Below are 12,940 nucleotides of genomic sequence, written 5' to 3' on the forward strand. Positions count from 1 at the left end.
ATCTGACGGAGCTGTCCGGCGAGTCGGCCGCCTGGATGCGGCCGAACTTCTTCGCCAACACCCCGGACATCCTGCACGCCTACCTCCAGCACGGCGGCCGCCCGGCCTTCGAGGTCCGCGCCGTGCTCGCCGCCACCCTCTCCCCCACCTGGGGCATCTACAGCGGCTACGAACTCTGCGAGAACACCCCCCTCAAAGAAGGCGGTGAGGAGTACCTCGACTCCGAGAAGTACCAGCTCAAACCCCGCGACTGGACCCGCGCCGACACCGAGGGCATCGCACCCCTCGTCACCCGCCTCAACACCGTCCGGCGCAGCAGTCCGGCCCTGCAACAGCTGCGCGATCTCCACTTCCACCACGCCGACCAGGACGCGGTGATCGTCTACAGCAAGCGGAGCGGATCGAACACGGTTCTGGTGGTCGCCAACCTCGACCCCCACCACACCCAGGAGGCCACGGTCTCGTTGGACATGCCGCAACTCGGCCTGAACTGGCACGAGTCGGTACCGGTGCGCGACGAGCTCACCGGTGAAACCTTCAACTGGGGCAGGGCCAACTATGTGCGCCTGGAACCGGGTCGACGACCCGCGCATATCTTCACGGTTCTGCGACCGTCCCCGCGGATCGGAGGGTCACCCACAACATGATCGTCAACGAACCCGTCCAGGACACCTTCGAGGACACGCCCGCCAAGGACCGCGACCCCGACTGGTTCAAACGCGCCGTCTTCTACGAGGTCCTCGTCCGTTCCTTCCAGGACAGCAACGGTGACGGCATCGGCGACCTGAAGGGCCTGACGGCGAAGCTCGACTATCTGCAGTGGCTCGGTGTCGACTGCCTCTGGCTGCCGCCCTTCTTCAAGTCCCCGCTGCGGGACGGTGGTTACGACGTCTCCGACTACACGGCGGTACTCCCCGAGTTCGGTGACCTCGCCGACTTCGTGGACTTCGTCGACGCCGCCCACCAGCGCGGCATGCGCGTGATCATCGACTTCGTCATGAACCACACCAGCGACCAGCACCCGTGGTTCCAGGAGTCGCGCAAGGACCCCGACGGGCCGTACGGCGACTACTACGTCTGGGCGGACGACGACAAGCAGTACCAGGACGCGCGGATCATCTTCGTCGACACCGAGGCGTCCAACTGGACCTACGACCCGGTCCGCAAGCAGTACTTCTGGCACCGCTTCTTCTCCCACCAGCCGGACCTCAACTACGAGAACCCGGCCGTCCAGGAGGAGATCCTCTCCGCGCTGAAGTTCTGGCTGGACCTGGGCATCGACGGCTTCCGGCTGGACGCGGTGCCGTATCTCTACCAGCGCGAGGGCACCAACTGCGAGAACCTGCCCGCCACCCACGACTTCCTGAAGCGGGTGCGCAAGGAGATCGACACCCAGTACCCGGACACCGTGCTGCTGGCGGAGGCGAACCAGTGGCCGGAGGACGTCGTCGACTACTTCGGCGACTACCGCAGCGGTGGCGACGAGTGCCACATGGCGTTCCACTTCCCGGTGATGCCGCGGATCTTCATGGCGGTGCGCCGGGAGTCCCGCTACCCCGTCTCCGAGATCCTCGCCAAGACCCCGGCCATCCCCTCCGGCTGCCAGTGGGGCATCTTCCTGCGCAACCACGACGAGCTCACCCTCGAGATGGTCACCGACGAGGAACGCGACTACATGTGGGCCGAGTACGCGAAAGACCCGCGTATGCGCGCCAACATCGGCATCCGCCGGCGGCTCGCCACACTCCTCGACAACGACCGCAACCAGATCGAGCTCTTCACCGCCCTGCTGCTCTCCCTGCCCGGCTCGCCGATCCTCTACTACGGCGACGAGATCGGCATGGGCGACAACATCTGGCTCGGCGACCGGGACGCCGTCCGCACCCCCATGCAGTGGACTCCGGACCGCAACGCCGGCTTCTCCTCCTGCGACCCGGGGCGCCTGTACCTGCCGACCATCATGGACCCGGTCTACGGCTACCAGGTCACCAACGTCGAGGCCTCGATGTCCTCGCCGTCCTCGCTGCTGCACTGGACGCGCCGGATGATCGAGATCCGCAAGCAGAATCCTGCCTTCGGACTGGGGTCCTATACCGAACTCCAGTCGTCGAACCCGGCGGTGATCGCGTTCCTGCGGGAGTACGAGGACGATCTCGTCCTCTGTGTGCACAACTTCTCCCGGTTCGCCCAACCCACCGAGCTGGACCTGCGGCGCTTCAACGGCCGGCATCCGGTGGAGCTGTTCGGCGGGGTGCGGTTCCCGGCCGTCGGCGAGCTGCCGTACCTGCTGACCCTGGCGGGACACGGCTTCTACTGGTTCCGACTGCGCGCGGACGGGTAACCGGAACCAGGCATAGTCCACCCCGGGCGGCGGCGGTTTCCTCCGGCCCGCCCGGGGCACGCATCACTAACGCCCCCGACGACCGGGGAAAGGACGTACCCGCCATGGCGGAAACGGTCACCCCCTCCACGCCCCCTCTCCTCGCCTCGCTCGATCCCCTCCTGCGCGAATGGCTGCCCCGGCAGCGCTGGTTCGCGGGCAAGGGCAGTCCGGTCACCGGCTTCGCCACGGTGGCCGAGACCGAACTCCTGCCGTCGGACAGCAGGCTGGGCCTGCACCATCTGCTGGTCCGCGCCGAACAGCCGCCCGCCCCCGCCGAGGCCGGCGACTGCTACCAGCTGCTCATAGGCACGCGCGAGGCGCTGCCACCCCGGCTGGCGCCCGCGCTGATCGGCCACCTCACCGACGGCCCGCTGCCCGGACGCACGGTGTACGACGCCCTGTACGACCCCCGGCCCGCCGAGCTGCTCCTGGAGGCCCTGCGCACCCGGGCCCGCATCGGCGGACTGTCCTTCGAACGCGGCCCCGGTTCTGAGATACGCGACGGGCTGGTGGCCCGGCTCCTGACCGCCGAGCAGTCCAACTCCTCGGTCGTCTACGGAGATACGTTCATCCTAAAGCTCCTGCGGCGCGTCGTGCCCGGCGTCAACCCCGACCTGGAGATACCCCTGGCCCTGGCCCGCGAGGGCTGCGCCCGGGTGCCCGCCCCGACGGCCTGGCTGCGGGCGGAACTGGCCGGGGAGTCGTACGTCCTCGCCGTCCTCCAGCCCTTCGTACGCGGCGCGACCGACGGCTGGGAGCTGGCGCTGCGCGAGCTGGCCAAGGCCGAGGACTTCGCGGCGGACGCGCGGGCGCTGGGGCGGGCCACCGCCGAGGTGCACACCGCGCTGGCCCGGGCGCTGCCGACCGTCACCCTCGGGCACAGCCAGCTGGAGTCGATGGTCGCCGGCATGACCGAGCGGCTGGCGGCGGCCGTCCAGGCGGTGCCGGCGCTACGACCGTACGAGGACGGGCTGCGCTCGGCCTACGAGGCGCTGGCCGGCCTGGCCGCCGAGGGCCGCACCTGGACCGCCCAGCGGGTGCACGGCGATCTGCACCTGGGGCAGTGCCTGCGCTCGCCGTCCGGGGAGTGGTCCCTGATCGACTTCGAGGGCGAGCCGGCCCGCCCGCTGGCCGAGCGCCGGATGCCGCAGCCGCCGGTGCGGGACATCGCCGGCATGCTGCGCTCCTTCGACTACGCGGCCCACTCGGTGACCCCGCCGGCCCGCGCCTGGGCGCAGCTGTGCCGGGCGGCGTACTGCTCCGGATACGCCGAGATCACCGGCGTCGACCCCCGTACCGACCCCGTGCTGCTGCGGGCCTACGAGACCGACAAGGCCGTCTACGAGGTCGTCTACGAGGCCCGGCACCGCCCGGACTGGCTTCCCGTGCCCCTGTCGGCCGTCCACCGCCTCGCCACCTCCGACTCGACCTGATCCCGGGAGACCCGTCCGTGACCTCCATGAAGTCCGTTTCCGTAGCCGCCGAGGACCGCGATCGGCTGCTGCTCGGCACGCACCACGACCCACATTCGGTCCTGGGCGCCCATCCGGTGCCGGGCGGCGGGATAGCCGTGCGGGTGTTCCGCCCGTACGCCCGCGCGGTGACGGTGGTCGCCGGCCCGGATCTGCGGACCGGCCTCCACGACGACGGCGACGGCTTCTTCTCCGTCCTGCTCCCCCTCTCCGACGTGCCGGTCTACCGGCTGCTGGTGGAGTACGAGGGGACGGTCCAGGAGTCCGAGGACGCGTACCGCTTCCTGCCCACCCTGGGCGAGCTGGACCTGCATCTGCTCGGCGAGGGCCGGCACGAGCGGCTGTGGGAGGCGCTGGGCGCGCACCCCATGACCCACCAGGGCGTGTCCGGCACCCGCTTCTCGGTGTGGGCGCCGAACGCGCGGGGCGTCCGGCTGGCCGGCGGTTTCAACTTCTGGGACGGCACCGGGTATCCGATGCGCTCGCTCGGCTCCTCCGGGATCTGGGAGCTGTTCGTGCCGGGCATCGGCGCGGGCGAGCTGTACAAGTTCGACATCACCCGCCCGGACGGCTCGCACACCCTGCGCGCCGACCCGCTGGCCCGGCGGACCGAGGCCCCGCCCAGCACGTCGTCGATCGTCCACACGTCCCACCACGAGTGGACCGACGAGGAGTGGATGACGCACCGGGCCGACACCCCCGTGCACGAGGCCCCCTTCTCGGTCTACGAGGTGCACCTGCCGTCCTGGCGCCCCGGTCTGACCTACCGCGAACTGGCCGAGCAACTGCCGCGCTACGTCAGCGACCTGGGCTTCACGCATGTCGAGCTGATGCCGGTGGCCGAGCATCCCTTCGGCGGCTCCTGGGGCTACCAGGTCACCGGCTTCTACGCCCCCACGGCCCGCCTCGGCACCCCCGACGACTTCAAGTACCTGGTGGACGCCCTGCACCGGGCCGGCATCGGGGTGCTGATGGACTGGGTGCCGGCCCACTTCCCGCGGGACGACTGGGCGCTGGCGGAGTTCGACGGGCGGCCGCTGTACGAGCACTCGGATCCGCTGCGGGCGGCCCACCCGGACTGGGGCACCCTGGAGTTCGACTTCGGGCGCCGGGAGGTGCGCAACTTCCTGGTGGCCAACGCGCTGTACTGGTGCGAGGAGTTCCACATAGACGGGCTGCGGGTGGACGCGGTCGCCTCGATGCTCTACCTGGACTACTCGCGCGAGCCGGGCCAGTGGACGCCGAACGAGCACGGCGGCCGGGAGAACCTGGACGCGGTCGCGTTCCTGCAGGAGATGAACGCGACGGTCTACCGGCGGGTGCCGGGTGTGGTGACGATCGCCGAGGAGTCGACGGCCTGGGAGGGCGTGACCCGCCCCACCGACACCGGAGGGCTCGGGTTCGGACTGAAGTGGAACATGGGCTGGATGCACGACTCGCTGGAGTACATGTCCCACGAGCCGGTCCACCGCAAGTACCACCACCACGAGATGACCTTCTCGATGGTGTACGCGTACAGCGAGAACTACGTGCTGCCCATCTCCCACGACGAGGTCGTGCACGGCAAACGCTCGCTGGTCTCCAAGATGCCCGGCGACTGGTGGCAGCAGCGCGCCAACCTCCGCGCCTACCTGGCCTTCATGTGGGCCCACCCCGGCAAGCAGCTCCTCTTCATGGGCCAGGAGTTCGCCCAGGGCGCGGAGTGGTCCGAGGTGCACGGCCCGGACTGGTGGCTGCTGGACCCGGCCTACGGCGCCGAGGCCGACCACCGGGGCGTCCGCGACCTGGTCCGCGACCTCAACACCGGCTACCGCGCGACCCCGGCCCTCTGGCAGCGGGACACCTCCGTGGGGGGGGGGGCGCGGGGGGGGGGGGGCGCCGGGGCGCGCGGCCCGGAGGCCGGGGGGGGGGGTCTCGCCCCCGGGGCCGCCCCCGGCGCGCGCCGCCGCCCCCGCCCCCCCCCACCCCCCCTCCCCCCCCCCCGCGCGCGCCAGCGTGCCCGCGCCCACCGGTGTGCGCGCTGAGCGCCCCCCCCCCCCCCCCCGCGGCCGAGGACAACGTCTTCGCGTTCCTGAGGTACGACGCCGAGGGCGCCCCGCTGCTCGCGGTCACCCACCTCGCCCCGGTGGTCCGCGCCGACTACCGCCTGGGCGTCCCGGACGAGATCCCCGCCTGGCACGAGATGGTCAACACGGACGCGGCCGGGTACGGCGGCAGCGGCATCACCAACCCCGACCCGGTGAAGCCGGAGCACCAACCGTCCCACGGCCGCCCCACGAGCATCCGCCTGACCCTGCCTCCGCTGGCTACGGTGTGGCTGCGGCCTGCCTGAGCCCGTCCGGCAGCGGCCCGGTGTGCAGTACGCCCAGTCGCTGGGTGGCCCGGGTCAGCGCCACGTACAGGTCGCTGGTGCCGTAGCGGCCCGGTTCGACCACCAGGACCGAGTCGAACTCCAGGCCCTTGGCCTGGCGCGGGTCCAGGAGTACGACCGCCTGGGTCAGGTCGGGTTCGGTGCCGGACGTGACGCCGGCCAGGCGGGTGGCGAGGGTGCGGTGCAGGTCGCGTGGGGCGATCACCGCCAGGCGGCCTTCGGCGGGGGTGAGTTCGGCCACCGCCTTCTCCACGGCGCCGGGGAGGTCGTCGTGGGCCTGCCGGATCCACGGGCTCACGCCCGTCGAGCGGACCGAGCTCGGGGGCTCGAAGTCCGGGTTCTCGGCGCGGACCACGGCCGCGGCGAGGTCCATGATCTCCGACGGGGTGCGGTAGTTGACGCCGAGACGGGTGTGGTCCCAGCGGTCCTCGACATACGGTTCGAGGATCTTCGACCAGGAGCCCACGCCCGCCGCCTCCGCGGTCTGGGCGGGGTCGCCGACCAGGGTCATGGAGCGGGTCGGGCTGCGCCGCATCAGCAGCCGCCAGGCCATCGGCGACAGCTCCTGCGCCTCGTCGACGATGATGTGCCCGAAGGCCCAGGTGCGGTCGGCCGCCGCGCGTTCGGCCGCGCTGCGGAAGTCCTCCTCCTCGTGGCGTTCGGCGAAGCGTTCGGCGTCGATGATGTCGTGCGCGGACAGGACCTCCGAGGCATCGGGATCGCTGTCCTCCTTGTCGTCGAACTCGTAGGTCCGGGAGGCGTAGGAGACGTCGAGGACGCCCTGCGCATAGGCGATCTGGGTCTCGCGCTCGCGTTCGGCGCGGGCCCGGGCGACCCGTTCGTCGACACCCAGCAGTTCGGCCGCCTCGTCGAGCAGGGGGACGTCCGAGACCGTCCAGGACCGGGTGACCGGGCGGCGGATCGCGGCCGCGTCCTCGGCGCCGAGGTACCCCTCGGGGGCGGCGAGGAAGTCGGCGACCAGGCGCTGCGGGGTCACCCGCGGCCACAGCTGGTCGACGGCGGACCAGACCTCGGGGTTCTCGGCGAGTTCGTCGCGGATCTGGGTGATGTCGGAGGCGTCCAGCAGGCTGCTGCCGTCGAAGGGGTCGGTGCCGACCCGCTCGGCGTACAGCTCGGTGAGGGTGTTGAGGATGTGGCCCTCGAAGTACTCACGGGCCACGTTGTGCGGGAGATCGGCGGCGCGGGTGCGCTCGCGGGCCATGTTCACCAGGCCGTCGTCGAGCATCAGCACCTCGCGGTCGTGCTCGACGGTGATGACCGGGTCGGGCAGCGCCTGCCGGTCGCGTACGACGGCGGCGAGCACGTCGGCCATGTCCGCGCGGCCCTTCACCGCGGCCGCCTCGGGGGTGTCGGCCGCCGTGGCCTTCACCCCGGGGTACAGCTCGCCGACGGTCGCCAGCAGCACGCCGGTCTCGCCGAGCGAGGGCAGTACCTCGCCGATGTAGCCGAGGAAGGCGGGGTTGGGGCCGACGATGAGCACGGCCCGCTTGGCGAGCAGTTCGCGGTGTTCGTAGAGGAGATAGGCGGCCCGGTGCAGGGCGACCGCGGTCTTGCCGGTGCCCGGCCCGCCCTCGACGACCAGGATGCCGCGGTGCGGCGCCCGGATGATCTCGTCCTGCTCGGCCTGGATGGTCTGCACGATGTCGCTCATCCGGCCGGTGCGGGCCGAGTTGAGGGCGGCGAGCAGCACCGCGTCGCCGGACGGGTCCTCGTGGCCGGTGCGCTCCTGGTCGCCGAGGTCGAGGATCTCGTCGTGCAGGGAGGCGACCTTGCGGCCGTCGGTGGCGATGTGCCGGCGGCGGCGCAGGCCCATCGGGGTGTGGCCGGTGGCCAGGTAGAAGGGTCGGGCGACCGCGGCGCGCCAGTCGATGAGGAGCGGTGTGCGCTCGGCGTCGTCCCGGCGCAGTCCGATCCGGCCGATGTGGTGCTTGGTGCCGGAGGTCAGGTCGATCCGGCCGAAGCAGAGCGAGCCGTCCACGGCGTTCAGCGCGGCGAGCAGCCCGGACCGCTCGGCGACCAGGATGTCCCGCTCCAGTCGGGCCTGCATCGGCTTGTCGCCGAGGGAGAGGGCGTCCGCGACCGAGTCCTCGGTGTCGTCGCGCAGCGCGTCCACCCGTGCGTACAGTCCGTCGATGAATTCCTGCTCGTGCCGCAATTCATCGTCCGGAAATTCGGTGTTTGACAATTCCGCTCCCGCCCGGATATACTGTGCCCACTGAACTTCTTCGTGACTGAATCGATTTCATCATCGACCTGAAGTCACGAACTCTTGAATATACGCAAAGAAATCCCCCGAGCGCAATTGCTCGGGGGATTCTTCGTATCAACGGTCGGTTCAGAGCAGCACGTCGGACAGCTCCTCCAGGAGCCGCCGCTTGGGCCGGGCGCCCACCATCGACTTCACCGGCTCGCCGTCCCGGAACACCATGAACGTCGGCATCGACAGCACCTTGTAGGCGTTCGTCGTCTCCGGATTGTGGTCCACGTCCAGCTGGACCACCTTCAGCCGCTCGCCCTCCTCCGCCGCGAGGGCCGTGAGCACCGGCGCCATCTGCCGGCACGGCGGGCACCAGTTCGCGGTGAACTCCACCAGCACCGGCCCGTCCGCCCCGATCACCTCCGCCGCGAAGTCCGCGTCCGTCACCTCGGCCACACCCGCCGCCTTGGTCATCCGCCATCCCCTCCCAGCTCGCACACCGGTTCCGGACCACCCGGAACCTCCGCCTCGGCGGCCAGCACGGCCCGTGCCCGCTCGGCCCGCTCCAGCTGGACGCCGACCTCGGTCCGCACGGCCTGCAGCTCGCCGATGAGCGAGTCCAGCTCCGCCAGCTTGCGCCGGTAGACCGCGAGCGACGCCGGACAGGTGTCGCCCTCCGGGTGCCCGGCCCGCAGGCACTCCACGAACGGCCGGGTCTCCTCCAGCTCGAACCCGAAGTCCTGGAGCGTCCGGATCTGCGTGAGCAGCTTCAGATCGCTCTCGTCGTAGGTCCGGTGGCCGTTGTCGGAACGCCGCGCGGGCAGCAGCCCGCGCGCCTCGTAGTACCGCAGGGTGCGCGTGGTGGTACCGGCCCGTGCGGCCAGCTCGCCGATTCGCATGTCTACGACGGTAGGCCTTGACGCCGACGTCAAGGCAAGCTCGGCTGCACCCCCGCGGATTCCTCGACCTCCAGCAGGGAGGCGCTGTGCCGCTCCTCGTCGAAGGCCCGGCGCCCGCCGCGCAGCCCGAACAGCCGCTTGGCGAGGGCGATGTAGAGCACCGCGAGAATGTTCAGCACCAGGGTGGCGATCTTCAGATAGCTGACCCTCTCGGTGAGTTCGTAGATCTCCAGTGGCAGAAAGGCGGCCGTGGCGACCACCGTCAGGTACTCCGCCCAGCGCTTGGCGTACCAGAGCCCGACCGCCTCGACGAGTTCGATCAGCGCGTACGCCAGCAGCAGCACGGCCACCAGCAGCAGCGTGGAGTGCTTGTAGCCGAAGGCCTTCTGTATGGAGCCGACGACCGGTGAGTGGTCGAGGTCGTAGTGGAAGTGCTTGAAGACCGGCCGGAAGGTGTCCAGGTACTCGTTGAAGAGCCGGCGCACCGCGTCCTGGCTGTTGCTGAACTTCCACACCGCGACCGCGACCAGCACGATGAACACCCCGCGCACGGCCCGCTCGATCGCCAGGAAGCGCAGGATGAACAGGTCGCGCAGCACCTTCCCGCGCGGCACCAGCGGGGCGTCCGCCGCCGGGCCCGAGCCGTGCGGCTCGCCGAGCGCGAAGTCGCCGCAGCGCAGACAGCGCCAGGCCTCCCCGACCGCGGTCCGGGCGTGCAGCCGTACCCGCAGCTGCGGGTCGTCGGGGGCATAGGTCACATGCCCCTTGCGCGCGCAGTGCCGGCGGTCCCAGTCGATCTTCATCCCCCGTGCCTCCATGCAGCCGTGCCGACGTGCCGTTCCGGTCGAAGTCCCGGTCGACGCTTCGGTCGAAGTTCCGGTCGAACAGGAACGGCACGTTAGTGGATACGGCTGACAAGTGGCGGTCAGGGGTCAGCGTGCCCCGCTGTCCAACAGCTCCCGCTCCTCGGCCTGAGCCTCCGCTTCGGCCTTCTCGCGCCCCGGCAGCAGCACCGCCACCAGCACGGTCCCGATGCCCAGGATCACCGCGCCGACCAGGCTGGTGTGGGCCACCGCGTCGGCGAAGGAGGAGCCGACGGCGTCCGCCATCTGCCGGGCGCCCCCGGCCAGTTGCTGTGCCTGTGCCTTCAGCTGGGCGGCCTGCTGCGGGTCGGTGGCCCGGGCCGCCCGGACGGCCGTCCGCCGGGCCTGCTCGCCGATGCCCTGGGCGACCGCGTATCCGGCGCCGACCGAGTCCTGGGCGGTGGCGAGGGCGCTCGCGGGCAGCTTGCTGCCGCTGGTGGCGTCGGTGAGGTGGCTCCCGTACGAGGTGGCGAGCAGCGAGCCGAGGATGGCGATGCCGAGGGAGCCGCCGAGCTCCAGCGAGGTGTCGTTGACGGCGCCGCCGACGCCCAGTTCGGACTCCGGGAAGGCCCCCATGATCGCGTCCGTACAGGGCGAGAGCGCCAGGCCGATGGCCAGCCCGAGGATGATCAGGGGCGCCACGAAGTCCCCGTACCCCGAGGCGGCGTCCACCCGGGTGAGCAGGGCGAGTGCGGTGGTCCCGCCGATCATCCCCGCCGTGACCGTCCACTTCATGCCGACGCGCGGGGTGAGCCAGCCGGTCAGGGCCGACCCGGCGAAGACCGCACCGGCCAGCGGGAGCATGCGGACGCCGGTGCCGAGGGCGTCGTAGCCGAGGACGAACTGGAGGTGCTGTGTGAGGTAGTAGAAGGCGCCGAAGACGGCCAGGAAGAACAGGGCGACGGCGAGGTTGGAGCCGGCGAAGCGGCGGTGGGCGAAGCGGCGGACGTCCAGGACCGGGTGCGGATGGCGCAGTTCCCACAGGACGAAGGCGACGAGGCCGGCGCCCGCGACCACGGCCGCGGTGACCGCCTTGACGCCCCAGCCGAAGTGCGGCCCCTCGATGATCATGTAGACCAGCGAGCCGATCCAGAGCACGGAGAGCAGCCCGCCGACGTAGTCGATGCGGTCGTGGTGACCGGCCCTGGACGGCGGTACGAGGACGAGGGCGCCGACAATCGCGACGGCCGCGATCGGCACGTTGATGAGGAAGGTCGAGGACCAGCCGTGGTCGCGCAGCAGGGCGCCGGCGACCACCGGTCCGGCGGCGATGGCGAGCCCGGCGGTGGCGGTCCACAGGGTGATGGCCTTCGCCCGCTCGTGGCGCGGGAAGGTGGCGGCGAGCAGCGAGAGGGTGGCCGGCATGATCAGCGCGGCGCCGGTGCCCATCACGGCACGGGCCGCGATCACGGTCGCGGCGCTGTCGGCGAGGTACCCGAAGACGGCCCCGCTCCCGAACACCACCAGGCCCAGGATCAGCGCGCCGCGGCGGCTGTACTTGTCGCCGATCGCGCCGAGCAGCAGCATCAGGGCGGCATACGGCACGGTGTAGCCGTCGATGACCCACTGCAGGTCGGCACTGCTGAGCCCGAGATCGGTGGTCATGTCGGGCGCGGCCACCGTGAGGGCTGTGTTGGCCATCACGATGATCAGCAGGCTCAGGCAGAGCACCAGCAGTGCCCACCAGCGGCGCGGATACGGCCGCTGCGTCGTCTCGACCGGTTCCTTCATGACGAGTCGCATGACAGGGATCGCCTTCCTCACGCGTGTGGTGCCGTCCGATGTGCAGGACCGAACTTGCACATGGACGAGCAATTGCACAACCATGTGCAATGTAAGGGATCTGCACAGCGCTGTGCAAATGAAGGAGGTGAAGCACTTGCGGAGAGACGGCACCCCCGCTGCAGGGCAGGCAGAATGGCAGCCATGACCACGGGTAACCCCTCCCGCGCCGACGTGAACCGGCGCCGCATCCTCGACGTCGCCCTCGCCGAGCTGCTGCGCGACCCCGACGCCTCGATGGACCAGATCGCGCGCGCGGCAGGGGTCGTACGACGGACCGTGTACGGCCATTTCCCGAGCCGGGAGGCGCTGATCGGCACGCTGGTCGACGGCGCGGTGGAGGCGCTGGACGCCGCGGACGCGGGGGCCCGCCGGGAGACGGCGAACCCGGCGGAGGCGGTGGCCCGCTCGGTGCTCGCGATCTGGGAGATCGCCGACCGCTACCGGCTGCTGGTCGGCCTCGCCCAGCGCACGGTCACCATGCGGGGCATCCGCGACCGTCTCACCCCCCTGCGCGAGAAGAAGGTGGAGCTGCTGCAACGCGGCCTCGACGAGGGCGACTTCAGCTCACCGCTGCCGGCGCCGGCCCTGGCGTACGTCCACGAGCAGCTGCTGTTCGCGGTGATGGAGGCGGTCAACGACGGCCTCCTCGACGCGAAGGAGGCGGGCCGCTCCGCCGCGGTCAGCGCACTGACGGCAGCGGGCGTGCCCGCCTCCAGGGCCACGGAGCTGGTGGCCGAGTTGAGCGACTAGCCCGGGTACGGCTCCGGACGGCTGAGCGGGGGGGAGTTGTCAGCCGCCCGGAGACTTCGGCCGGACGCCCCGCCCCCGGTGACGCGGGGGCCGGCGTCCCCACGGTGGGTTACGCCCCCAAAGGGCGCCGGCCGGGTAGGTTTGGGGGCCCCCCCCCGGGGGGCGCGCCCCGCGACCCCAACGGGATGTTCCTCGGCAT

9 protein-coding genes and 2 pseudogenes are annotated in these 12,940 nt (G+C 71.1%); 6 read left to right on the forward strand and 5 right to left on the reverse strand.

The features are described from left to right. The 5 genes and pseudogenes from ACWGJB_RS25795 to ACWGJB_RS25815 form a co-directional block, all read left to right on the forward strand. Nucleotides 1–647: pseudogene (locus ACWGJB_RS25795) on the forward strand (alpha-1,4-glucan--maltose-1-phosphate maltosyltransferase); the annotation flags it as partial. Further along, nucleotides 644–2,341, forward strand: coding sequence for a maltose alpha-D-glucosyltransferase (gene treS / locus ACWGJB_RS25800; protein WP_453382468.1), 1,698 nt, complete (start codon nt 644–646; stop codon nt 2,339–2,341). The pseudogene ACWGJB_RS25795 and the gene treS, both read left to right, overlap by 4 nt. Before the next feature lie 104 nt (nt 2,342–2,445). Next, nucleotides 2,446–3,816 (forward strand): maltokinase N-terminal cap-like domain-containing protein, encoded by a 1,371-nt coding sequence (locus tag ACWGJB_RS25805; protein WP_453382469.1) that lies wholly within the window; start codon nt 2,446–2,448, stop codon nt 3,814–3,816. 26 nt (nt 3,817–3,842) lie between these two features. Then, entirely contained in the window at nt 3,843–5,879 is a 2,037-nt protein-coding gene (gene glgB, locus ACWGJB_RS25810; RefSeq protein WP_453382682.1) for a 1,4-alpha-glucan branching protein GlgB, read from the forward strand. A 17-nt stretch (nt 5,880–5,896) separates the two neighbouring features. Then, nucleotides 5,897–6,187: pseudogene (locus ACWGJB_RS25815) on the forward strand (alpha amylase C-terminal domain-containing protein); the annotation flags it as partial. On the opposite strand, the gene ACWGJB_RS25820 reads toward ACWGJB_RS25815, so the two are convergent. The 5 genes from ACWGJB_RS25820 to ACWGJB_RS25840 form a co-directional block, all read right to left on the reverse strand. Next, nucleotides 6,162–8,402: a HelD family protein gene (locus ACWGJB_RS25820; protein WP_453382683.1), complete on the reverse strand. Its 2,241-nt coding sequence runs from the start codon at nt 8,400–8,402 to the stop codon at nt 6,162–6,164. The pseudogene ACWGJB_RS25815 and the gene ACWGJB_RS25820 overlap by 26 nt on opposite strands. Before the next feature lie 180 nt (nt 8,403–8,582). After that, entirely contained in the window at nt 8,583–8,918 is a 336-nt protein-coding gene (gene trxA, locus ACWGJB_RS25825) for a thioredoxin (protein WP_453382470.1), read from the reverse strand. Then, entirely contained in the window at nt 8,915–9,343 is a 429-nt protein-coding gene (locus ACWGJB_RS25830; RefSeq protein ID WP_453382471.1) for a MerR family transcriptional regulator, read from the reverse strand. The genes trxA and ACWGJB_RS25830 overlap by 4 nt, the downstream gene beginning before the upstream one ends. Before the next feature lie 29 nt (nt 9,344–9,372). Continuing rightward, nucleotides 9,373–10,146, reverse strand: a complete 774-nt coding sequence (locus tag ACWGJB_RS25835) for a DUF2127 domain-containing protein (protein WP_453382472.1) — start codon at nt 10,144–10,146, stop codon at nt 9,373–9,375. Nucleotides 10,147–10,275: 129 nt separating this feature from the next. Next, a complete protein-coding gene (locus ACWGJB_RS25840; RefSeq protein ID WP_453382473.1) occupies nt 10,276–11,949 on the reverse strand; it encodes an MFS transporter in 1,674 nt (557 codons plus the stop codon). Nucleotides 11,950–12,123: 174 nt separating this feature from the next. Here ACWGJB_RS25840 and ACWGJB_RS25845 point away from each other — a divergent pair, with 174 nt between their 5' ends. After that, on the forward strand, nt 12,124–12,741 hold the full coding sequence (locus ACWGJB_RS25845) for a TetR/AcrR family transcriptional regulator (RefSeq protein WP_453382474.1): 618 nt from the start codon (nt 12,124–12,126) through the stop codon (nt 12,739–12,741). Nucleotides 12,742–12,940: the final 199 nt, after the last annotated feature.

The organism is Streptomyces sp. NPDC054813 (genome assembly GCF_053611365.1).

Bases quoted from the DNA above. Each gene is read 5' to 3' on its own strand.
- ACWGJB_RS25835 (WP_453382472.1), bottom strand. From the start codon at position 10,146: ATGAAGATCGACTGGGACCGCCGGCACTGCGCGCGCAAGGGGCATGTG.
- treS (WP_453382468.1), top strand. From the start codon at position 644: ATGATCGTCAACGAACCCGTCCAGGACACCTTCGAGGACACGCCCGCC.
- ACWGJB_RS25830 (WP_453382471.1), bottom strand. From the start codon at position 9,343: ATGCGAATCGGCGAGCTGGCCGCACGGGCCGGTACCACCACGCGCACC.
- trxA (WP_453382470.1), bottom strand. From the start codon at position 8,918: ATGACCAAGGCGGCGGGTGTGGCCGAGGTGACGGACGCGGACTTCGCG.
- ACWGJB_RS25840 (WP_453382473.1), bottom strand. From the start codon at position 11,949: ATGCGACTCGTCATGAAGGAACCGGTCGAGACGACGCAGCGGCCGTAT.
- ACWGJB_RS25845 (WP_453382474.1), top strand. From the start codon at position 12,124: ATGGCAGCCATGACCACGGGTAACCCCTCCCGCGCCGACGTGAACCGG.
- ACWGJB_RS25805 (WP_453382469.1), top strand. From the start codon at position 2,446: ATGGCGGAAACGGTCACCCCCTCCACGCCCCCTCTCCTCGCCTCGCTC.
- glgB (WP_453382682.1), top strand. From the start codon at position 3,843: ATGAAGTCCGTTTCCGTAGCCGCCGAGGACCGCGATCGGCTGCTGCTC.